At 70.8% G+C, this 21925-nt stretch carries 21 protein-coding genes; 13 read left to right on the top strand and 8 right to left on the bottom strand.

Annotated elements, in window-relative coordinates:
• Positions 1–5 precede the first annotated feature (5 nt).
• Positions 6–353, top strand: coding sequence for a hypothetical protein (locus ACFSZT_RS24790; RefSeq protein ID WP_377385092.1), 348 nt, complete (start codon positions 6–8; stop codon positions 351–353).
• 4 nt (positions 354–357) lie between these two features.
• Here ACFSZT_RS24790 and ACFSZT_RS24785 read toward each other — a convergent pair whose 3' ends face one another.
• The gene (locus ACFSZT_RS24785; RefSeq protein ID WP_377385094.1) at positions 358–1356 is read right to left on the bottom strand and encodes an aldo/keto reductase family protein; all 999 of its coding nucleotides are present in this window, start codon (positions 1354–1356) and stop codon (positions 358–360) included.
• A gap of 71 nt (positions 1357–1427) precedes the next feature.
• Positions 1428–2096 carry a DUF3043 domain-containing protein gene (locus ACFSZT_RS24780; RefSeq protein ID WP_377385095.1) on the bottom strand — a complete coding sequence of 223 codons (669 nt, stop codon included), beginning with the start codon at positions 2094–2096 and terminating at the stop codon, positions 1428–1430.
• A gap of 138 nt (positions 2097–2234) precedes the next feature.
• On the opposite strand from ACFSZT_RS24780, the gene ACFSZT_RS24775 reads away from it, so the two are divergent.
• Complete coding sequence (locus ACFSZT_RS24775; RefSeq protein WP_377385097.1) at positions 2235–2606, top strand: HesB/IscA family protein; 372 nt, start codon at positions 2235–2237, stop codon at positions 2604–2606.
• Between the two features lie 135 nt (positions 2607–2741).
• Here the strand turns inward: ACFSZT_RS24775 and ACFSZT_RS24770 are convergent, their stop codons facing one another.
• Complete coding sequence (locus ACFSZT_RS24770) at positions 2742–2906, bottom strand: hypothetical protein (RefSeq protein WP_377385098.1); 165 nt, start codon at positions 2904–2906, stop codon at positions 2742–2744.
• Positions 2907–2998: 92 nt separating this feature from the next.
• Between ACFSZT_RS24770 and ACFSZT_RS24765 the strand changes: the two genes are divergently transcribed.
• Both ACFSZT_RS24765 and ACFSZT_RS24760 read left to right on the top strand, forming a co-directional pair.
• Entirely contained in the window at positions 2999–3988 is a 990-nt protein-coding gene (locus ACFSZT_RS24765; RefSeq protein WP_377385100.1) for a carbohydrate kinase family protein, read from the top strand.
• A gap of 74 nt (positions 3989–4062) precedes the next feature.
• Positions 4063–5472: an FAD-binding oxidoreductase gene (locus ACFSZT_RS24760; RefSeq protein WP_377385102.1), complete on the top strand. Its 1410-nt coding sequence runs from the start codon at positions 4063–4065 to the stop codon at positions 5470–5472.
• A gap of 239 nt (positions 5473–5711) precedes the next feature.
• On the opposite strand, the gene asnB is transcribed toward ACFSZT_RS24760, so the two are convergent.
• Positions 5712–7640, bottom strand: coding sequence for an asparagine synthase (glutamine-hydrolyzing) (gene asnB, locus ACFSZT_RS24755; RefSeq protein WP_377385104.1), 1929 nt, complete (start codon positions 7638–7640; stop codon positions 5712–5714).
• A gap of 168 nt (positions 7641–7808) precedes the next feature.
• Between asnB and ctaC the strand changes: the two genes are divergently transcribed.
• Positions 7809–8756: an aa3-type cytochrome oxidase subunit II gene (gene ctaC / locus ACFSZT_RS24750; RefSeq protein ID WP_377385106.1), complete on the top strand. Its 948-nt coding sequence runs from the start codon at positions 7809–7811 to the stop codon at positions 8754–8756.
• Between the two features lie 53 nt (positions 8757–8809).
• On the top strand, positions 8810–9229 hold the full coding sequence (locus tag ACFSZT_RS24745) for a cytochrome c oxidase subunit 4 (protein ID WP_377385108.1): 420 nt from the start codon (positions 8810–8812) through the stop codon (positions 9227–9229).
• A gap of 361 nt (positions 9230–9590) precedes the next feature.
• On the opposite strand, the gene trpD is transcribed toward ACFSZT_RS24745, so the two are convergent.
• Both trpD and ACFSZT_RS24735 read right to left on the bottom strand, forming a co-directional pair.
• Positions 9591–10631 carry an anthranilate phosphoribosyltransferase gene (gene trpD / locus ACFSZT_RS24740; RefSeq protein ID WP_377385109.1) on the bottom strand — a complete coding sequence of 347 codons (1041 nt, stop codon included), beginning with the start codon at positions 10629–10631 and terminating at the stop codon, positions 9591–9593.
• A gap of 5 nt (positions 10632–10636) precedes the next feature.
• The gene (locus tag ACFSZT_RS24735; RefSeq protein WP_377385111.1) at positions 10637–11056 is read right to left on the bottom strand and encodes a hypothetical protein; all 420 of its coding nucleotides are present in this window, start codon (positions 11054–11056) and stop codon (positions 10637–10639) included.
• 134 nt (positions 11057–11190) lie between these two features.
• Between ACFSZT_RS24735 and ctaE the strand changes: the two genes are divergently transcribed.
• From ctaE to qcrB, 4 genes are read left to right on the top strand one after another with little or no spacing between them, the layout of a single operon-like run.
• Positions 11191–11820: an aa3-type cytochrome oxidase subunit III gene (gene ctaE / locus ACFSZT_RS24730; protein ID WP_377385113.1), complete on the top strand. Its 630-nt coding sequence runs from the start codon at positions 11191–11193 to the stop codon at positions 11818–11820.
• 49 nt (positions 11821–11869) lie between these two features.
• A complete protein-coding gene (gene qcrC, locus ACFSZT_RS24725) occupies positions 11870–12697 on the top strand; it encodes a cytochrome bc1 complex diheme cytochrome c subunit (RefSeq protein ID WP_377385114.1) in 828 nt (275 codons plus the stop codon).
• Positions 12698–12700: 3 nt separating this feature from the next.
• A complete protein-coding gene (gene qcrA / locus ACFSZT_RS24720; RefSeq protein WP_377385116.1) occupies positions 12701–13849 on the top strand; it encodes a cytochrome bc1 complex Rieske iron-sulfur subunit in 1149 nt (382 codons plus the stop codon).
• Positions 13846–15525, top strand: coding sequence for a cytochrome bc1 complex cytochrome b subunit (qcrB, locus tag ACFSZT_RS24715; RefSeq protein WP_377385117.1), 1680 nt, complete (start codon positions 13846–13848; stop codon positions 15523–15525). Before qcrA ends, qcrB begins: the two co-directional genes overlap by 4 nt.
• 101 nt (positions 15526–15626) lie before the next feature.
• On the opposite strand, the gene ACFSZT_RS24710 is transcribed toward qcrB, so the two are convergent.
• Both ACFSZT_RS24710 and ACFSZT_RS24705 read right to left on the bottom strand, forming a co-directional pair.
• Entirely contained in the window at positions 15627–15911 is a 285-nt protein-coding gene (locus ACFSZT_RS24710) for an Lrp/AsnC family transcriptional regulator (protein WP_377385119.1), read from the bottom strand.
• Positions 15912–15961: 50 nt separating this feature from the next.
• Complete coding sequence (locus ACFSZT_RS24705) at positions 15962–17662, bottom strand: DEDD exonuclease domain-containing protein (RefSeq protein ID WP_377385121.1); 1701 nt, start codon at positions 17660–17662, stop codon at positions 15962–15964.
• A 126-nt stretch (positions 17663–17788) separates the two neighbouring features.
• Here ACFSZT_RS24705 and ACFSZT_RS24700 point away from each other — a divergent pair, with 126 nt between their 5' ends.
• Genes ACFSZT_RS24700 through ACFSZT_RS24690 form a run of 3 tightly spaced genes read left to right on the top strand, consistent with a single transcriptional unit; the run spans position 17789 to position 21890 of the window.
• Positions 17789–18616, top strand: coding sequence for an endonuclease/exonuclease/phosphatase family protein (locus ACFSZT_RS24700; RefSeq protein WP_377385123.1), 828 nt, complete (start codon positions 17789–17791; stop codon positions 18614–18616).
• Between the two features lie 45 nt (positions 18617–18661).
• Positions 18662–20032, top strand: coding sequence for an NYN domain-containing protein (locus ACFSZT_RS24695; protein WP_377385124.1), 1371 nt, complete (start codon positions 18662–18664; stop codon positions 20030–20032).
• A 43-nt stretch (positions 20033–20075) separates the two neighbouring features.
• Positions 20076–21890, top strand: coding sequence for a D-alanyl-D-alanine carboxypeptidase family protein (locus ACFSZT_RS24690; RefSeq protein ID WP_377385126.1), 1815 nt, complete (start codon positions 20076–20078; stop codon positions 21888–21890).
• Positions 21891–21925 lie beyond the last annotated feature (35 nt).

Here is a 21925-nt window from a genome sequence, read left to right as displayed (position 1 = left end):
GCACGATGGGCACTGTCGAGTACGCCACCCTGGCCTGCCACGACTGCGGCCTGGAAACCCAGCATCAGCTCGCCTACGCAGGCCGGCTGCTCGTGGTCACCACCTGCACGCGGTGCGGCAACAGCATCGAACGAGACGTCCGCGAGCGCTACCTGCGAGACCTGCGGCACCGCGTGACGAGCAAACCCGGCCGCATGCTGCGCCGCTTCCGCAGGCACCCCGTGAGCTTCGCCGGGTCGCTGCCGCGCACCACCGTGCTCAAGCCGTGGGAACTGCTGGACGAGATCCGTCTGGTGTGGACGGCCGCCGCCGACGCCCGCCGTCGCCAGGACGACGGGCGCCGCCGGGTGTGAGACTTCAGATCGACTCCGGGCTCTTCGTGTGCCGCGGGTCGGTCTCCACGACGCCGAGCAGCGCCGTGTCGATGGCCGTCATGAGGTCGGCGTCGAGCTTCACGCCCGCGGCCTTGACGTTCTCGTGCACCTGCTCCGGGCGGGAGGCGCCGATGATCGCCGAGGCCACGTTCGGGTTCTGCAGCACCCACGCCACGGCCAGCTGGGCGAGCGTGAGGCCGGCCTGGTCGGCCAGCGGGCGCAGCTTCTCGACGCGCTCGAGCACCTCGTCGCGCAGGAACCGCTGAACCATGGTCGCGCCGCCCTTGTCGTCGGTGGCGCGGGATCCCGCGGGCGGCGGCTGGCCCGGCTTGTACTTGCCGGTGAGCACGCCCTGCGCGATCGGCGACCACACGATCTGGCTCATGCCCTCGCGCTCACAGGCGGGAATCACCTGGTCCTCGATGACCCGCCACAGCATGTTGTACTGCGGCTGGTTGGAGACGAACGGGATCTTCAGCTCACGCGCCAGCGCGGCGCCGCGCGTGATCTGCTCGGCGGTCCACTCCGAGACGCCCACGTAAAGCACCTTGCCCTGCCGCACCAGATCGGCGAAGGCGAGCATCGTCTCCTCGAGCGGGACGGTGTGGTCGAACCGGTGTGCCTGGTACAGGTCGACGTAGTCGGTGCCGAGCCGCTTCAGCGAGGCGTGGGCCGACTCCATGATGTGCTTGCGGCCGAGACCTTTGTCGTTCGGGCCCTTCGGGCCGGTCGGCCAGAACACCTTCGTGAAGATCTCCAGGCTCTCGCGGCGCTGTCCCTTCAGGCCGCGCCCGAGCACCGACTCAGCGGCCGTGTTCGCGTAGACGTCGGCGGTGTCGAAGGTCGTGATGCCCGCGTCGAGAGCGGCCTTGATGCACGCCTGGGCCTGGTCCTCCTCCACCTGGGAACCGTGGGTGAGCCAGTTGCCGTACGAGATTTCGCTGACCGAAAGGCCACTGCGGCCAAGACGTCGGAACTCCATGCGGTCAACCCTACCCGGATGCTTTGCATGGCTAACGACCTGGCGCCGTGGCCGCGAACGCGCCCGCGGGGTTACGGGATGGGGTCGCCCGGCTTCAGCCGCGGCTTCGGGACCCGGAGCCTGCGCAGCTGGCTGGCGCGGACGAACGCGTACCAGCCGAGGGAGGCGCCGCGCACGTGCTCGTCCGGGAACCGCAGCCGGACGGCCTTGCTGATCCGCCTGCCGTTGAGGAAGCCCTCGACGAGCATGCCGAGCAGCAGGACCGTGGTCACCAGCGTGGCGTACTGCTGCACGGCCGGCACCGGCACCAGTAGTGTGACGAAGACCACAATGGCCAGTGGCATGAACAGGCCGAGCACATTGCGCCGCGAATCGACCAGGTCACGCACGTACGCCTTCACCGGGCCGCGGTCCCGGGGCAGCAGGTAGCGCTCGTCGCCCGCCAGCATGCGCTCGCGGCGCTCCCTGGCCGCCGCGCGGCGCTCTTCCTTGCTCACCGGGTTCTGCTTGCGCAGCTCGCGGTTGCGCCGGATCGCCTCGCGCGTCGTCCGCGGCGGCGGCGCGACCGGGCCACGGCGCTTGCCCTCGGCCTCGCTGCGCTTCGGCGTCGGCCTGCCCTTGCCAGGCGTGTAGCCCTTGCGCACGCGGGACTCACCGCCGGAGTCGACCTCGACAGCGGTGGCCTGGGCGTCGTCGCCCGATTCGGTCTCTTGGGTGCTGTTGCGGCGCAGGAACCTCACGTCACCAGGGTATTGCAGCGCTCACGGTCGATGTTCAGCCGGTCGAAAGATGTGTCACCATGGAACGTGGGGAACAAGACGGACGCTGGAGTTGTTGACTCGAGTGCCCGCCCTGCGAAGAGACCTTGAGGGAGAGTCATGACGACCGCTGAGCAGACCGGCAACACCACCGCCGAGGAGGCCACGCACGGCGTCATCTTGACCGAAGCCGCGGCCGCCAAGGCCAAGGCGCTGCTCGATCAAGAGGGCCGCGACGACATGCACCTGCGTATCGCCGTGCAGCCCGGTGGCTGCGCGGGGCTGCGGTACCAGCTGTTCTTCGACGAGCGCACGCTCGACGGTGACCTGTTCCGCGAGTTCAACGGGCTGCGTGTGGCCGTCGACCGCATGAGCGCGCCCTACGTGGACGGAGCACAGATCGACTTCGTCGACACGATCGAGAAGCAGGGCTTCACCATCGACAACCCGAACGCGGGCGGCTCCTGCGCCTGCGGCGACTCGTTCCACTGAGGCACAGTCGACGAAACGGGCGCCGGCCACCACGCGTGGCCGGCGCCCGTTGTCGTTGTTCACCTGCCGAGACGTGTCCGGACAGACCACAGGGGCCGCGATCGCCGTTGATCACGGCCCCTGTGAGTATGCGGGTCAGCGGTACGCGTCCAAATCCGCCACTTGGGCATGGCAGGCGTCACTGACGGTCCACGACTCGGCGCTCGTCCCCTCCCGGACGGCCGGCACGTCGGGTCGCGGGATCTCGGCGCAGTCCGCGATCAACTCGGCCAGCGTCTCGGGTTCGGTGACGATCTCCATGCGGCCAAGGTAGGTCGCCTGTGGCGTGCGCAACACCCTTACCGCTCGGTAGTCTCGCTCGCGGGTCGTACCACTACCCGACTGGAGGACCGGTGGCAGCGAAGGCGCGTATCGCGGTGTCGGGAAGCATCGCGACCGACCACCTCATGCACTTCCCGGGCCGGTTCGCCGAGCAGCTCGTTCCCGAGCAACTGCACCGGATCTCGCTGAGCTTTCTCGCCGACGACCTGGTCGTCCGCCGGGGCGGGATCGGGGCCAACATCGCCTTCGGGCTCGGTGTGCTCGGGGTGTCGCCCGTGCTCGTCGGCGCGGTCGGTGACGACTTCGCCGACTACCGCGCCTGGCTGGAGCGGCACGGTGTCGACACGTCCGGTGTGCACGTCTCCGAGGTCGCCCACACCGCGCGATTCGTGTGCACCACCGACGAGGACCTGTGCCAGATCGCGACCTTCTACGCGGGCGCGATGGCCGAGGCCCGCAACATCGAGCTCACACCCGTCGCCGAACGCGCCGGCGGGCTGAGCCTCGTCCTGATCAGCCCGGACGACCCCGAGGCGATGCTGCGGCACGCGGAGGAATGCAGGCAGCGGTCCTACCCGTTCGCCGCCGACCCGTCCCAGCAGCTCGCGCGGATGGACGGGGCACAGGCCCGCGAGTTCATCGCCGGCGCCGACTACCTGTTCAGCAACGACTACGAGTGGGAGTTGCTGCTCCGCAAGACTGGCTGGACCGAGCAGGACGTGCTCTCCCGGGTCGGCATGCGCGTCACCACGCAGGGTGCGAAGGGCGTGGAGATCGTCGCCGCGGACGGTACGGCGCTGCAGGTCGGGGCCGTGCCCGAGACGGCCAAGGTGGATCCCACCGGCGTCGGCGACGCCTTCCGGGCCGGGTTCCTCGCCGGCCGTCACCACGACCTCGGCCTGGAACGCTCGGCGCAGCTCGGCTCGCTGGTCGCCGTGCTCGCGCTGGAGACGGTGGGCACGCAGGAGTGGACGCTTCAGCGCGACAGCGCCCTCGCCCGGCTCGCCGGTGCGTACGGCGCGGACGCCGCCGACGAGATCGGCGCCGTGCTGCCCGCCTAGATTTCACTTTCCGTAACGCCGGGCATGGCTGTGCGACCGCCTCCTACAGGGGGATGGCGAGGAGGCACATCATCATGACCCGCAACCCACTCGACCCGGCGGCCGTGGATGAGCTGCGCGGCCGCTTCGGCGGCGGCATCGTCACGCCTGGCGACGGTGACTACGAGGACGTCCGCTCGGTGTTCAACGCGATGCTGACGGCCCGGCCCCAGGTGATCGCCAGATGCGGCACCCCGCAGGACGTCGCGGACGCCCTCGCGTTCGCGCGGGAGCAGGCGTTGCCGGTCGCCGTGCGCAGCGGCGGGCACAGCGTCGCGGGGTCCTGCCTGGTCGACGGCGGCCTGGTGATCGACGTCCGGCCGATGAACGACGTCGCGGTGGATCCTCAGCAGGGCACGGCGCGCGTCGGGGGTGGCGCCTGCTGGGCGGATTTGGACCGGGCGACCCAGCCGCACGGGCTCGCGACCACCGGCGGGCGGGTGTCGACGACCGGCATCGCGGGGCTCACGCTCGGTGGCGGGTCCGGCTGGCTCGAGCGCAAGTTCGGGCTCTCCTGCGACAACCTGCTCTCGGCCGATCTGGTGACCGCCGACGGTCGCGAGGTGACCGCCAACGAGCACGAGCACCCCGATCTGTTCTGGGCCCTGCACGGTGGCGGCGGCAACTTCGGGGTCGCGACGTCACTGACCTTCCGGCTGCACCCGCTCCCGGAGTTCTCCATCGCCCTGCTGCTGTGGCCGGGTGAGCGGGGCCGCGAGGTGCTCGGCACGTACCGCGATCTGGCGGCGCACGGACCGGACGAGCTGGGCGGGGGAGTGCTGTACCTGACCGGGCCGCCCGAGGAGTTCGTGCCGCAACATCTGCACGGAACGCTGTGCTGCGCGGTGCTGGCCACCTACGTCGGCGGTGTCGGGGAACTGCGCGACCTGATCGCGCCGCTGCTCGCTCTCGAGCCGCCCGGGCAGGTCGTCACCGACATTCCGTACGCGGACCTGCAGTCCATGCTCGACGACCCGCCCGGCTACCGGAACTATTGGTCCGACGAGCACCTGGAGGAGGTACCCGACGAGGTGCTGGACCGGTTCGCCGCACGGGCCCGGGACATGGTCGTGCCGTCGCCGTCGCAGCAGGCGTTCTTCCCGTGGGGCGGGGCGGTCTCGCGAGGCCGGGACTGGCCGGGCTTCGACCGGTCCGCGGTCTGGGCCGTCCACCCGCTCGGCCTGTGGGAGGACCCGGCCGACGACGAGCGTGCCGTCAGGTGGGCCCGCAACGTGTGTGCCGACGTCCGGCCGTGGGCGAGCGGTGACGTCTACCTCAACTTCATCGGCGACGAGGGGCCCAACCGGGTCGTGGCCGGCTACGGCGAGGAGAACTACCGCACGCTGGCGCGGATCAAGGCCGAGTTCGATCCGGACAACGTCTTCAACCGCTGGCACAACGTGCTGCCCTACCGCGAGGGGGAGCAGCTGGCCGACGCCCGCTGACGCCACCGGTCTTGGTCCGGGTGGCGGTGTCCCCGCGCCCCGGACCGGACCCCTGCCAGGCCGGTTGGCCTATCCACTGGCCCGTTCCGGCAGGCAGCGCCCGTCTCCCCGCAGCCCGTCCCTCACCGAACCGCAGGGGCTGCTGGTCCTTCACCACCGTGCCCACGCCGGGTCGGAAGGAGCCCGCACCGTGGGCCTGCGGGGTCGCCGCCGCAAGGGTCAGCGCCGCCCCCGCAAGATCACAGCCGGACGGGGTACTGCGGCTCGGGGACCTCGGGCTTGATCCGGTGCTCGACGAAGATGCCGTGCCAGATCATGAAGACGAGCAGTGCCCAGAGTCGCCTGCTGTGGTCGAGCGTGCCCGCCCGGTGTTCGTCGAGCAGCGCCTGCACGGCGGCCTTGTCGAGCAGATCGTCGGTGCGGGAGTCGGCGATGATGCCGCGTGCCCAGTCGTACATCTCGTCGCGCAGCCAGAGCCGGATCGGCACCGGGAAGCCCAGCTTGCGGCGGTTGAGCACGTGTGCGGGCACGATGCCGTCGAGGGCGCGCCGCAAGGCGAACTTCGTGGTCTCGCGGGTGATCTTCTGATCGAGCGGGATCGACGACGCGACGCGGAACACCTCGGTGTCCAGGAACGGCACCCGCAGCTCCAGCGAGTTGGCCATGGTGACCTTGTCCGCCTTGACCAGGATGTCGCCCCGCAGCCACGTGAACAGGTCGACGTGCTGCATGCGTGCCACCGGATCCCAGCCGCGCGACAGGTCGTACCACGGGCCCGTGACGTCGCGGTGGCCGACGCCCTCGGTGAACGTTCGCAGCACCTCGCGCAGCTGGTCGTCGCGGAAGATCCGCGCGTTGCCGTAGTAGCGCTCCTCAAGCGACAGCGCCCCGCGCCGCAGCAGGTCCTTGCCGCGCGTGCCCTCCGGGATGGCCTTCGACACCGAGCCGAGGAACCGTCGCAGCGCGCCCGGCATCTTCTCGAACGGTGCCAGCGACAGTGGCTCGCGGTAGATGGTGTAGCCGCCGAACAGCTCGTCCGAGCCCTCGCCGGAGAGCACCACCTTGACGTGTTTGCGCGCCTCGCGCGCGATGAACCACAGCGGCACCAGCGCGGGGTCGGCCACGGGGTCGTCGAGGTACCAGACGATCAGCGGCAGCGTCTCCATCATCTCGTCGGGGGAGACGGTGCGGACGACGTGCTTCACACCGATGGCCGCGGCCGACTCGGCGGCGACGTCGACCTCGGAGTAGCCCTCGCGCTCGAAGCCGGTGGTGAACGTGATCAGGTTCGGGTTGTGCTCCTTGGCCAGCGCGGCGATGGCCGTGGAGTCGATGCCGCCGGACAGGAACGCGCCCACCGTGACGTCGGCGCGCATGTGCTTGGCCACCGAGTCGCGCATGACCTCGGCGATCTCCTCGTGCAACGCCGCCACCCGGGCGGGGCCGGAGACGGGCGTGGCACGGAACTCGGGGGAGAAGTACCGCTCGGCGCGGAGCTCGCCGCCCGGCGTGACCGTGAACGAGGTGCCCGACTCGATGCGCCGGATGCCCGCATGCAGCGACTCGGGTTCGGGCACGTACTGCAGCACCAGGTAGTGCTGCAGCGCGGTGCGGTCGAGCTTCTCCTCGACCCCGAGGGTGCCGGAGAGCTCCAGCAGGCTCTTCTTCTCGCTCGCGAAGGCGATGCCGCGCGGGCCCGCCGAGTAGAACAGCGGCTTGATGCCGAACGGGTCGCGCGCACCGAAGACGACCTTGCGCTCGGAGTCCCAGATCAGGAACGCGAACATCCCGCGCAGCTTGCCGACGGCGGCCGGGCCCAGGTGGTGGTACGCCGCGACGATCGCCTCGGTGTCGCCCTCTGTGGCGAACTTCGCACCGTGCTCGGTCGCCAGCTCCTCGCGCAGCTCGAGGTAGTTGTAGATCTCGCCGTTGAAGTTGATCGTGTACCGGGTCGGGTTCTCCGGCGGGCCCCAGGTCAGCGGCTGGTGCGAGTGGTCGACGTCGATGATCGCCAGCCGGTTGAAGCCGTAGACGACCTCGCCGTCGGCCCAGGTCTCGGTCTCGTCGGGGCCGCGATGCCGCTGGCAACGCAGCGCCTGACCCACCGCGGGCCGGGCTTCCGCCGCGTCGTTCTCACTGGGACACACCAGTCCAAGCAGGCCGCACACGCCTCTTCACACACCTTTTGCTCGTCACCGCGTTCGAAGTCGTCAGTATGCCGGTTGCCGGCGCGCCGCCGCCGTGCCGGGTGGTGCGCGACCCCTGGGCGGCGAGCCCGGATATCTCGGCTAAAGTCCCTCTACGTCAGAGTGATTGGGCGTAGGAGGCATCGCGCAGTGGGCGTTCCAGAGCGCACCCGGGGGACACGACTGGGCAAGGTCGCCAAGGTTGCCGTGCTCGCCGGGCTTGTGGCCATCCTGGCGACGGGATGTTCCGGTGAGGAGATCCTCCGGTTCGGGTGGCCCGAAGGTGTGACGCCCGAGGCGGACCGGATGCGCACCTTCTGGACCTGGACCGTCATCGCGGCGCTGGTCGTCGGCGTGATCGTCTGGGGCCTCATCTTCTGGAGCGTCGCCTTCTTCCGCAAGAAGAAGGGCACCGTGGAGGAGCTGCCCCGGCAGTTCCAGTACAACGTGCCGCTCGAGCTGTTCTGCGTCGGCGTGCCGATCGTGCTCGTCTGCGTGCTGTTCTTCTTCACGGCCACGACCGAGAGCGTCGTGCTGGCCAAGGAGGACGACCCCGACGTGACGGTCGACGTCACGGCCTTCCAGTGGAACTGGGAGTTCTCCTACCCGGAGGAGCAGCGCACGCCCGAGGGTCAGCCGATCTCCACGGTCGGCAGCTCGACGGAGATCCCGCTGCTGGTGCTCCCCACCGACCGGAAGATCCAGTACAACCTCCGCTCGACCGACGTCATCCACTCGTTCTGGGTGCCGGAGTTCAACTTCAAGCGGGACGTGATGCCGTTCCCGGAGAAGAACAACCAGGACAACTCCTTCCAGAACACCATCGACCGTGAGGGCGCGTTCGTCGGCCGCTGCGCCGAGCTGTGCGGCACCTATCACGCGATGATGAACTTCGAGGTGCGGGCGCTGTCGCCGGACAAGTACGACCGCTACATTCAGCTCCGCACGCAGGTGAACCAGGAGACCGGCCAGCCGTACACCGCTGCCGAGGCGCTGAGCATCATGCAGGGTGAGGGCTGTGGCGAGCTCTGCAGCCCGACGGCCACCACCACCAAGCCGTTCGCCACCGACCGCACGCTGCGCACCGCGTCCGGCTGACTCGCCGGCACCACCCCGCGAAGTATCCCGAGCGACTCAGTAAGGACACGGCAATGAAGGTCGAAGCCCGGCTCTTTGACATCGTCACGGTCTTCGCTTTCCTCGTAGCGATCGTCTACGCGGTGATGACCGGCTACATGACCGCCGACGGCGTCGAGCCGATCGGCACGGTCGCCCTGATCCTCACCGGCGCGCTGGCGCTGCTGGTCGGCAGCTACTTCCGGTTCGTGGCGCGCCGCATCGAGCCGCGCCCGGAGGACCGGGAGGACGCCGAGATCAGCGACGGCGCCGGCGAGCTGGGCTTCTTCAGCCCGGGCAGCTACTGGCCGGTGGGCCTCGCCGCGTCGGCGGCCCTGGGCGGTGTGGCGCTGGCGTTCTTCCAGATCTGGCTGCTGGTGTTCGCGATCATCGCGCTGCTCATCGCCGTCGGCGGGCTCGTCTTCGAGTACCACACCGGGCCGAGCCACCACTGAGAACCTTTCTCGGGTCCCCCCGTCGTGCTTGTGCGCGGCGGGGGGGACCCGTGTGTTCGGGGGCTGCTCGGCGGGCCGACATGGTCGTGTCGCAGGCTGGGAGTCGCCGCTGCGCGCGGCATCGCGGGCGTGGCAGGCGGGACGGGTGGGCACGGCGCCGACGTTGGACTGGGAGGGCCGCGGCGTGGCTTGATGGATTGCCGTGAGCGCGGGTACCAGTGAGCACGGTCCGACGAGGACGCCGCCGCGCGCCGTGAGCAGAGCTGAGAGGCCAGCACCACCGCACACGCCGTGGTGGACCACCCGGCGCGTGCGGCAAGCATGTGGGTCGAAGCGCGGGGTAGCCGCCGCCCCGTCGCGCTCAGTCCGCGGTCTTGGAGAACGCCACCCAGCGCTGCAACAGCGTGGCGGCGGCGCCGGAATCGATGGTGTTGGCGGCCCGCTCGAGATTGGCGGCCAGGTCGGCGGTCAGGTCGCCGGAGAAGCCGTTGTACGCGGCCAGTGCACCGGCCGCGTTGAGCAGCACGGCGTCGCGAACCGGACCGGCTTTGCCGTCGACCAGTTCCTGCACCACCCTGGCGTTGACCTCCGGCGATCCACCCTTGAGGTCGGCCGCCGTGCCCAGCGGGATGCCCAGCGCCTTCGGGTCGATCCGGTCCTCGCGGACCTCTCCGCCCGAGATCACCCACGCCGCCGTGGTGGTGGTGCTGGTGATCTCGTCGAGACCGTCGTCACCCCGCACCAGCAGGACGTCGTGGCCGCGCCGCGCGTAGACCTCCGCGAGCACGCGGGTCTTGTCCTCGTAGGCGCACCCGATGAGACCTGCCGAGGGCTGAGCCGGGTTGGTCAGGGGCCCGAGCATGTTGAACGTGGTCGGCACACCCAGCTCGCGGCGGGGCGCCCCGGCGTACTTGAGTGCCGGATGGAACGCCGGCGCGAAGCAGAAGCCGATGCCGAGCTCGGTGACACAGCGGCGCACGTTCTCCGGCGACATGGTGATCGCCACACCGAGTGCCTCGAGCACGTCGGCCGCACCGGACTTCGACGACGCCGCGCGGCTGCCGTGCTTGACGACCGGAGCACCGGAGGCCGCCACCACCAGGGCCGACATCGTGGAGATGTTCACCGAGCCTGACCTGTCGCCGCCGGTGCCGACGATGTCGACGGCCTTGACGCCGATCTCCAGCCGGCGGGAGTGGGCGAGCATCGCTGAGGCCATGCCGGAGATCTCCGCAGCGGTCTCGCCCTTCGCGCGCAACGCGACGGCGAACCCGCCGATCTGGGCAGGCGTGGCGGCGCCGGACATGATCTGGTCCATCGCCCAGGCGGTCTCGGCCTCGGTGAGATCGCCACGGTCGATGAGCCTGCCGAGCACGGCAGGCCAGGTGTGTTGCTGGGGCATCGTGATCAACCTTGGACAACGGGCAGGCGCTGCGCGCGCAGCACCTCGGCGACGGTTTCGGCGGCGGCGAGCGGGTCGAGCGGATGCACGAGCACGGCATCCGCCTGCGACCACGTCGCAAGCCATCGGTCGTCCCGTCGCCGCACCGCGACCACGATCGGAGGGCAGTCGTCGATCTCGTGCTTGAGCTGCCTGCACAGGCCGATGCCGCCGGTCGGCTGGGCTTCGCCGTCGAGAATGGCGAGATCGATCTCACCGGAGTCCATCTCGACCAGCACGTCGGCCACCGCGGAGGCCTCGACGTAGCGCACCTTGCCGAGATCAGGAGCGGGCCTGCGGCCGATGGCGTTGACGATCGACTCCCGCACCTCGGGCCGGTGGCTGAAAACGAGGATCCTCAGGGCCTGCGCTGCCTGCTCCGTCATGGTGCGTCCTCCGTGCCCGCGGTGTTGGTCGAGCCGATGCTATCTGGCCGGGCCGCGATTGACCCAGAGGGTGACGCGGTTTCCACGACTCTCCGTAGGACCCGCTCTGCGACCCCGTCGGGTGAGAGGACATAATGCGAACCGTGACAACGGCAGCTCCCTCCATCAGCCAGCGAGTGCACTCGCTGAACAGGCCGAACATGGTCAGCGTCGGCACCATCGTCTGGCTGTCCAGCGAGCTCATGTTCTTCGCTGGGCTGTTCGCGATGTTCTTCACGGTCAAGGCGCAGAACGACTCCGGGCACTGGCCGCCACCCAATCCGGCGACGGGCGAGCCGATCCACCTGGACATCCCGTACGCGCTGCCGTTCACGATCATCCTGGTGGCGTCGTCGTTCACCTGCCAGTTCGGCGTGTTCGCCGCCGAGCGCGGTGATGTCTTCGGCCTGCGCCGCTGGTACCTGATCACGCTGATCATGGGCACGGTCTTCGTGCTCGGCCAGGCAGGCGAGTACGTCACGCTCATCAGCGAGGGTGTGACCATCCCCTCGGGTGCCTACGGCACGGTCTTCTACCTCACCACCGGCTTCCACGGACTGCACGTCATCGGTGGTCTGATCGCGTTCGTGTTCCTGCTCATCCGAACCAAGTTGAGCAAGTTCACACCGGCGCAGGCGACGTCGGCCATCGTCGTCTCGTACTACTGGCACTTCGTCGACATCGTGTGGATCGGCCTGTTCGCGGTGATCTACATCATCCCCTGACCACCTCGGAACACATCGGCCGAACTGACAGCAAGGGTTGCCGCAGAAGATGACCACCAGCAAGAAGCCCGCCACCGCGGGCGAGCGGCGAGCGGGTCGCCGCACGAAGTTCCGTCGGCGGTTGGCCGGCCTGCTCGCGCTCGGTGTGGCGCTGGTCGCGGCCGGAGGGCTCTACGCCGTCTTCGCTCCGGAGCCGCAGACCGCCGAGGCGCAGACCGACCCGGCGCTGCTCCGCAAGGGCGAGCAGATCTACAACAACAGCTGCATCTCGTGCCACGGCGCGAACCTCGAGGGCGTCGAGGACAAGGGCCCGAGCCTGATCGGCGTCGGCGAGGCCGCCGTCTACTTCCAGGTCTCGAGCGGCCGCATGCCGATGGTGCGGCAGGAGGCGCAGGCGTCCCGCAAGCCGGCGAAGTACTCGCCCGAGGAGATCGACGCGCTGGGCGCCTACGTGCAAGCGCACGGCGGCGGCCCGCAGCGGCCCGAGCAGACCGGTGAGGCGCTGCAGGGTTCCAACCCCGCGCGCGGCGGTGAGCTGTTTCGCCTGAACTGCGCGTCGTGCCACAACTTCACCGGCCAGGGCGGTGCGCTCTCCGCCGGTAAGTACGCGCCGGAGCTGGAGCCGGCGAACGAGGAGCAGATTTACACCGCGATGCTCACCGGCCCGCAGAACATGCCGAAGTTCTCCGACCGGCAGCTGTCCCCGGAGGAGAAGCGGGACATCGTCGCCTACGTCAAGTCGGTGGCCGACGAGGGCAACGCCCCGGGTGGCCACCCGCTGGGCGGCCTCGGGCCGGCGTCCGAAGGTGTCATCGCGTGGGTCGTGGGGATCGGCGCCCTCATCGGCGCGACCCTGTGGATTGGATCGAGGGCATAGAGCATGAGTAGCGGCAACGAGCCAGGACCGCGGCCCACGGACGAGGAGCTCGCGGCGATGGACCGCGACGAGCTCCTGCGCCTGGGCGGCAAGCTGGACGGCGTCGAGATCGTCAACTACCCGGAGCCGTGGCCGGTCAAGGGCACCAAGGCGGAGAAGCGCGCCGAGCGTGGCATCGCGCTGTGGTTCCTGATCGCGGCGCTGGCCGGGGTGGCGTTCCTCGTCGCCCTGATCTGGTGGCCGTGGCAGTACGAGCCGCGGTCCAACGAGACGGCGCACTTCTGGTACAGCCTGTACACGCCCGTGCTCGGCGTGACGTTGGGTATCGCGGTGCTCGGCCTCGCGATCGGTGTGCTGCTGTACAGCAAGAAGTTCATCCCCGCCGAGCTGGCGGTGCAGGAGCGCACGGACAACATGGGCGAGGGATCGCCCGAGATCGACCGCAAGACGATCGTCGCGCACCTCTCGGACACGGCTGATCGCAGCACCATCGGCCGCCGGTCGATGATCAAGCGCAGCGCCGGCCTGGGCGCGGGCGTGCTCGGTCTCGGGGCGGTGGCGCTCCCGGTGGCCTCGTTCATCGAGAACCCCTGGAAGCACCCCAACGGCAAGGACTCGCTGGCCCACACGGGCTGGCAGCCGCAGTACCCGGGCGAGATCGTCTACCTGCGCAGGCACACCGGCGACCCGGGCGAGGTCTCGCTCGTGCGCCCGGAGGACCTCGACGCGGGGGGCATGGAGACCGTGTTCCCGTTCCGGGAGTCCGAGCGTGGTGACCACGAGGCCCTCGCGCACGCGCTCAAGCGCTCGGACAACCCCGTCATGCTGATCCGCCTGCGCCCCGAGGACGCCGCCCGCGTCGTGAAGCGGAAGGGCCAGGAGGACTTCAACTACGGCGACTACTTCGCCTACACGAAGATCTGCAGCCACGTCGGATGCCCGACCTCGCTGTACGAGCAGCAGACCAACCGGATTCTCTGCCCGTGCCACCAGTCGCAGTTCGATGCGTTGCAGTACGCCAAGCCCGTGTTCGGGCCTGCCACCCGCGCCCTGGCGCAACTGCCCATCACGGTGCACAGTGATGGGTATCTCATCGCCCGGCACGACTTCATCGAGCCGATCGGACCCGGTTTCTGGGAGCGCAAGTCATGAGCTCACTCACCACACCGACCAAGGGCTCCAGTGCTCTCCAGCGGCATGCCGCTGAGGCGGCGAACAACGCCGACCAGCGGTACATGCTGTCCAAGGGCCTGCGGCACCAGATGAACAAGGTCTTCCCGACGCACTGGTCGTTCCTGCTCGGGGAGATCGCGCTCTACAGCTTCATCATCCTGATCGTGTCGGGCATCTACCTGACGTTGTTCTTCGACCCCTCGATGGAGGAGGTCGTCTACAACGGCCCGTACACGAACCTGCAGGGCATCGAGATGTCCCGCGCGCTGGAGAGCACCCTGGAGATCTCGTTCGAGGTCCGGGGCGGGCTCTTCGTGCGGCAGATGCACCACTGGGCGGCGCTGATCTTCGTCGCGGCGATGATGGTGCACATGTTCCGGGTGTTCTTCACCGGAGCGTTCCGCAGGCCGCGTGAGGCCAACTGGGTCATCGGCGCGCTGCTGCTGATCCTGGGCATGTTCGAGGGCTTCTTCGGATACTCGCTGCCGGACGACCTGCTCTCCGGTACCGGTATCCGCGCGACCCTGTCGGGCATCGTGCTCTCGGTCCCGGTGATCGGTACGTGGTTGCACTGGGCGTTGTTCGGCGGGGAGTTCCCCGGCACCGTGATCGTGCCGCGCATGTACGCCCTGCACATCCTGATCATCCCTGGCATCATGCTGGCGCTGGTCGCCGTGCACCTGGCCCTGGTCTGGTACCAGAAACACACCCAGTTCCCGGGTGTGCGGCGCAAGGAGACCAACGTCGTCGGCGTCCGGATCATGCCGGTGTTCGCCGTGAAGGCGGGCGCGTTCTTCGCGGTCGTCACCGGGTTCATCGCGCTGATGTCGGGTCTGTTCCAGATCAACGCCGTGTGGCACATCGGGCCGTACAACCCGTCCCAGGTCTCGGCGGGGTCCCAACCCGACTGGTATCTGGCCTGGGCGGACGGCATCCTGCGCATCTGGCCGGCGTGGGAGCTCTACATCGGCAACTACACGGTGCCGCCGGTGTTCTTCGCCGGTGCCATCGGCATGGGCATCCTGTTCACGGTGCTGATCGCGTATCCGTTCATCGAACGGAAGCTGTCCAAGGACACCGCGCACCACAACCTGCTGCAACGGCCGCGTGACGCACCGGTGAGGACGAGCCTCGGCGTCATGGCGATCACCTTCTTCATGGTGCTGGAGCTGTCCGGGTTCAACGACATCATCGCGTTCACCTTCGACATCTCCCTGAACGCGACGACGTGGATGGGCCGGATCGGCATCCTGTTGCTGCCGCCGCTGGCGTACTTCGTCACGTATCGCATCTGCCTGGGCCTGCAGCGGTCCGACCGCGAGGTGCTCGAGCACGGTGTGGAGACCGGCATCATCAAGCGGCTTCCGCACGGTGAGTTCATCGAGATCCACCAGCCGCTTGGCCCGGTGGACGACCACGGCCACCCGGTGCCGCTCGAGTACCAGGGCGCGCCGGTGCCGAAGAAGATGAACAAGCTCGGTACCGCGGGTCAGCCCGTCGCCGGTGGCCTGCTGTCGCCGGACCCGCCGGAGGAGACGGCCGCGCTCGAGGCGGCCCGGGCCCGCCAGCACGACTACGGCGGCGCGGGCCAGCTGGAGGCGCCGGAGCCCGAGGAGGCCACCTCGGGAACGCTCTCCACGCCGCGCGGCGAGTAAGTCCGACACGCACGAAACGGGGCTCCCGGTCGAGGTGACCGGGAGCCCCGTTTCGTGTCCGGGGTCACCTGGCGCCCGCGGTGTGCGAGGGCTGCCCGGCGTCAGTCGGATTCGATGCCGATCTCGAAGGCCGACTCGGTGTCGGCGCTGGAGTACGACCGGAACGCGATGTGCGTGTCGGTGTCGAGCACACCGGGGACCTTGCTGATCTTCGTCGGCACGAGGGCCGCGAGGTCCTCGTGCGTCGGCACGCGGACCATGGCGATCAGGTCGACATCACCCGCGCACGAGTAGACCTCGGACACCCCGTCGATGTCCGCGATCGCCTGTGCGGTCTCGGGAATGCTGTCCGCCGCTGCGTTGATAAGGACGATCGCGGTGATCAAGATGGCCTCCTGGAAGACGTGCGCGGTTCTGCCGTGATCGTAGTCTCGGCTCACCCGACGTTCTCGAGCGTCGTGGCGGTGGCCGCCCGGTCGAGCCAGGGCTGCCACTTACCCGCGCCGTGGGCGGGCTCGGCCCACGGCGTCGCCGCGCGGACGAGCCGGACGCCCGGCCGCGTGAGCCAGCGCAGGATCAGGCCGACCTCCTCGGCGGCCGCCCCGCGCAGAGGACCGGGGCCGGGCAGCACCGTTTCGGCGGACGCCACCAGTGCGTCGACCACGGGCATCGGCGGCACCCCGCGCCGGGCCACGCCGGCCGAGGCGAGCCGTCCGTGGCGGATCACCGCGAACTCCCAGCCGCGCGCCCCGTCCGGAGCCGCGGCCACCAGCTCGGGGATGGCGGCCAGCGCGGCCAGCCGGTGTCCGCGGTCGACGCCGCGCAGCAGGGTCACCAGCGCGTCGCGGCGCCGGGCGGCCTGCTCGAAGTGCTCGGCGTCGGCGAGGGCGTCGACGTGGGCGCGGGCGGCGTGCAGCGCGTCGTTGCCGGTGCCCGCGACGAGGTCGGTGACCAGCCGCACGGCCGGCTCGTACTCCCGCACGCTCTGCCTGCCCGCGCACGGGGCACCGCACTTGCCGAGTTCGGCGAGCACACACGGAGTGCCCCGGGGATCGCGGGCCGGGATGCGCTGCGTGCACGTGCGCAGCCCGGCCGCACCGGCCAGGGCGTCCGCGGCGATCTTCGCGCGCGCCTGCGAGCCGAACGGGCCGAGCGCGCCGTCGCGTTCCTGCCTGACCACCGACAGCCTCGGGAACGCCTCGTCGGTGAGCACCACCCACCATGCCTTCCGCGGGTTCTTCGACCGGCGGTTGTAGGCGGGCCGGTGCGCGGCGAGCAACCGCAGCTCCCGGACCTGCGCCTCCAGTGCGTGGGCGCACTCGATGCCGTCCACCCGCTCCGCGAGGCCGACCATCTCCCGGATCCGGCCGCGGCTGTCCGACCCGGTGAAGTACTGGCGCACCCGTCGCCGCAGGTTGCTCGCGGTGCCGACGTAAAGCACCTCGTCGCCGGGGCCGCGAAAGAGGTACACACCCGGTCGCTCGGGCAGGTGAGCCGCCATGCCCCGCTTGCGGCGCTGGGCGGGCGTGACGTCCGGCAGGTAGTCGAGCAGCTCCTCGAGGGACTGCACGCCGATCGACCCGACCCGCTCGAGCAGAGCGTGCAGGACGTCCACGGTGGCGCGGGCGTCGTCGAGCGCACGGTGGGTCGGCTTGGTGCGCGCGCCGAGCAGCTCGGCCAGCGCGGAGAGCCGGTGGCTCTGCTTGCGCGGCGAGTCCTGTCCGGACAGCACCCGTCGGGCGAGCTTGAGGGTGCAGACCACGGGCGGCCGGGGCCAGGTGTAGCCGTGGCCCTGGCAGGCCGCGCGGAGGAACCCGACGTCGAATCCGGCGTTGTGGGCCACCAGCACAGACCCTGCGGCGAACTCCAGGAAGGCGGGCAGGACACGTTCGATACGGGGAGCGGCCTGGACCATCGCCGTGGTGATGCCGGTGAGCGCGACGATCTGCGGCGGGATCGGGGCTCGCGGGTCGACGAGCGTGGCGAACTCGCCCAGCACCTCGCCGCCACGCACTTTCACGGCCCCGATCTCCGTGATGCCGTCCGGGCCCGGCGGTGCGCCCGTGGTCTCCAGATCGACGACGACGAAGGTGGTGTCCCGCAACGGTGTTCCCAATTCGTCGAAGGCGAGCTGCATGATCGGGACCTTAAGCAGGGGGACCGACAATCCTCCGGCGCCCGTCCACCCCCGTTCATCCCGGGATCACCCCGTGGCCGTGTCCGGCCGGAACGATCACCGCGACGACGTGGACGGGAGGTCCGGATGCGGGTACGGCGGTGGCTGGCGGCACTGATGGCGGTGTGCGGGGTGATGACGGTGACGAGTACGACACCGGCGTCGGCGAGTGGGGCACGACCGTTCACGGTGCTCTCGTTCAACATCCACCACGCACAGGGCACGGACGGCACGCTCGACCTCGACCGCATCGCCCGCGTGATCCGGGAGAGCGGCGCGGACGTCGCCGGACTGCAGGAGGTGGACCGGCACTACTCCGGCCGCAGTGACTGGGCAGACCAGGCCGGCGAGCTGGCGCGCAGGCTCGGCTACCACGTGGTGTTCGGTGCCAACATCGACCGGGAACCGCCGGAGCCGGGCAAGCCGCGGGTGCAGTACGGCACGGCGATCCTGTCCCGCTACCCGATCCGGGACTGGGACAACACCTACCTCGCCCGCTCGCCCGATCAGGAACAGCGCGGGCTGCTGCACGCCGAGCTGGACGTGCGGGGCGTGCCGGTGCACGTCTACGACACCCACCTGGCCGCCAGCTCGCAGACCGACCGGATCGCGCAGACCCGCCAGCTCGTCGAGCTGATCGGAGACACGCGGCCGGCCGTCCTGGTGGGCGATCTGAACGCGCTGCCGGACGCTCCGGAGATCGCCACCCTGGACGAGACGTTCACCGACGCCTGGACGGCGGCGGGCACGGGCTCGGGGGCGACCTATCCGGCCGAGGACGCGGACCGGCGGATCGACTACGTCTACGTCGGCGAGGGCGTGCGTCCGGTGTGGACCCGCGTGCTCACGACGGACCCGGGTGCGTCGGACCACCTGCCCGTGGCCGCTCGCGTGGTGGTGGAGCCCGCCCGCTGATCGACGCGGGGCGCAGGGCGCGCTCGGGCGGCCTAAGCTGAATGGATGCTGCCGTCGTCCGCACACCCCGACGAGCCCGAGGAGAGCGCTCCCGGGCCGGGCAGCGGCGTGCCCGACGACGACGAGGAGCGGGAGCTTGACTGGCTCGCCCTGCCCGAGTCGGTCCGGGACCGCATCGCCACGCTGGCCGCCGCCGCACTGGGCAAGCTGCCGCCCGACGACGTCCCGCGCCAGCTGCGCCCGGTGGCCCGGTTCGCGCCCGCCAAACGTGCCCGGGTCGGTGGCAACGCCCTGCTCACCGGCTTGAAGGACTCGCCGCGGTTTCGCACCGCCGTGCTCGAGTGGCTCCGCGAACACCGGCACGACGCGCTGGACCCGAACGCCGGGGACTCCGTCGCCTCCGCCGCGGCCGCCGTGCTCCTGGGGGAGTCGAGCGCGTCGTCCCGGGTCCGGCTCGTCGCGAAGCACGCGGAGGAGACGACGCTGCGGGCCGAACGCGATGCCGCGCTGGCGCGGGTGCGGAAGCTGGAGACCGAGCTCGCGAGCGTCCGGGATGAGCTGCGTCAGGCCCGCGCCGAGGCGGAGCAGGCCCGCAGCGAGCGGGAGGCGGAGCTGGACAAACTGCGTGGCAGGTTGCGGGAACAGGGTGTCGCGCTGCGGCAGGCGCGCGACGCCGCCGACGAGGCGAAGGCCGAGGCCGCCCGTGCGGGTGCCGATCGTGCCGGGGAGATCGAACGGCTGACGGCCCAGCTCGAGCGGGAACGCCAGCGGGCGGCCGCGGAGCGCGCCCGGGCCGAGCGGGCGGTCGCCGAGGCCGAGGTGGCCCGGCAGTCGGCCAGGGAGGCCCGCGACGCCGACGAGGTCCGGCTCGGGCTGCTGCTGGACACGCTCGGCGGGGCCGTCGACGGCCTGCGCCGGGAGCTCTCCGTCGGCGTCACCCGGCGCAGCCCTGCCGACACCGTGCGCGGGGCGAGTGCCGGCAGGCGCACCGGCGACCGGGTGTCGGACGCCGAGACCCTCGACCGGCTGCTGGCGCTGCCGAAGGCCCACGTGGTCGTCGACGGCTACAACGTGACCAAGACCGGATATCCCGAGCTGACGCTGGCCGAGCAACGCAGGCGGCTCATCGGCCAGCTCGCCGCGCTCCACGCGCGCACCCACGCGGAGGTGACCGTCGTGTTCGACGGGGCGGGCGTGACGTCCATCCCGGCCGCCAACCCCCGTGGCGTCCGGGTGCTGTTCTCCGACCCCGGCGTGCTCGCCGACGACGTGATCCGCGAACTGGTGGCGTCCGAGCCGCCGGGTCGCCCGCTGATCGTGGTGACCTCCGATCAGGCGGTCGTGACGTCGGTGCGGGCAGGCGGCGCCCACGCGGTGCCGTCGGCTGTACTGCTGGCCCGGCTGGGCCGGGTCTGACCCGGCGTGACGAACCGGCTCCCGCGTCGTTGTGCTCGAATGAGTGATCACTGCGAGGGACGCGGAGGCGTGGATGCGGGTGGCCGGGGTGCTGGCCGTGGTGGTGCTGGCCGGTTCGATGCTCGGCGCTCCGCCACCGGCCGCGGCGCAGGAGCCACCGCCCGACTCGGGTGACGTGCGGATCGAGGCCGGGGTCGCGCCGGGCACGCCCGTCCCCGACCGCCGGCCGGGTGAGGCCTTCGCCGACCCGGTGATCGCCGACCTGCAGCGTGCCGCGAACGAGGTGCAGCGCGAGCTCGGTGACCTGTCGGCCCGGATCCACGCCGCCCGTGCCGAGCTCGACCAGGCGCGCTCGCGGCTGGAGCGGGCGCGGTCCGAGCGGCGAGCCGCGGAGGAGGCCGTGGCGGCACAGCAGCGGGAGGTCGACGCCTTCTCCCGGTCGGTGTTCACCGCCATGGGCCGCGCCGACGAGTTCCGCCTGCTCGTCACCGCGGCCAACCCCGAGGAGCTGCTCGGCGGATCGTCGTTGCTGGGCCGGCTCCGCGCCGAGCAGGATCAGCGGCTGCTCGGGGCGCTGGAGCGGAAGCGCCGGGCCGTGGAGGCCGAACGGGTGGCCGTGGGCGACGAGCAGGCCGCCGCGGCTCGCAAGGCCGAGCTCGACCGCCGCAGCGGTGACGCCACCAACCGCGCCGACGCCGTATCGGCCGAGCTGCGCGACTCCATCGCCGCCGCCAACGACGCGGTGGTGGCCCGGCAGAAGGCCCAGCAACAACGCAACCAGAAGACCGCCGCGAACTGGCGGACGTACCTGCGCAGGCTGGCCGACGCGGGCATCCAACCGCCTCCGGCGGCGGCCTTGCGCGACCCGGCGCGGCTCCCGGCCGGATTGCGTCCGCTGCCCGGGCGGGACGGCCGACCGCAGGCCGGCGTGGCGCAGATCGGCGTGAACGGGCAGCGGCTGCTGGTGCTGCCGAGGGAGACGGTGGACGCGGTGTCCGCGGCGGTCGGCGCGCTCGGCAAGCCGTACGTGCCGAGGGAGAAGGGCGAGGGCCCGGTGGCCTACTCCTGTGACGGGCTCACCAGGTCGGTGTTCAGCAGGGCCGGTCTCCCGCTGCCCGAGGGCGCCGACCGCCAGTTCGCCACGGGACGTCCGGTGCCGGTCGGCGACGCCGCGCCCGGCGACCTCGTGTTCGTGGGCCCGGCCAGGTACGGCGTGCAGTCGGTCGGCGTGGTGCTCGACGGTCGGACGATGCTCGCCGCGGACGCCCGGCTCGCCGGGGTGGTCGTCACGGACATGCCCGCGGGGGACAGCCTGCTCGGCGTGGTGCGGCCAGCGCTCGGCACCCGGGCCCCCGCGCCGGTGCCCCAGCGGGCGGAGGACGCGCTGACGTGGCGTTGCGGTGGTGTGGAGGTGCCCGTGCGGCAGGCCGCCGCGGACGAGGCCGCCGGTGCGTGGGGCGGCTATCCGAACGGCCTGATCCCCGCCGCGGCGTTGTGCCGGATCGGGGTGGCCGCGCACGTCCTGCGCTGTGACGCCGCGCAGGCCTTCCAGGCGATGTCGCAGGCCTACGCCGCGACGTTCGGGCGGCCGTTGTGCCTCACCGACTCCTACCGCACGTTCGACGCGCAGGTGGACCTCTACCGCCGCAAGCCCGCCCTCGCCGCCGTCCCGGGCACGAGCAACCACGGCTGGGGACTTGCCGTGGACCTGTGCGGTGGGGCGGAGTCGTTCGGCACGCCGCAGCACCGGTGGCTGACCGAGCACGCCGCGGCGTTCGGCTGGGTCAACCCGGGCTGGGCGCGGCAGGGCGGCGGGCGCGAGGAGCCGTGGCACTGGGAGTACGCCGGCACGATCTGAGGGCGTGCGGCACGGAAAATGTCGGTGGGCCGACT

This window comes from Prauserella oleivorans (genome assembly GCF_042685745.1).
Classification (GTDB): domain Bacteria; phylum Actinomycetota; class Actinomycetes; order Mycobacteriales; family Pseudonocardiaceae; genus Prauserella_A; species Prauserella_A oleivorans.
Note: the sequence above shows the minus strand (reverse complement) of the source record. Positions and strands in the feature narration are given on the sequence as shown.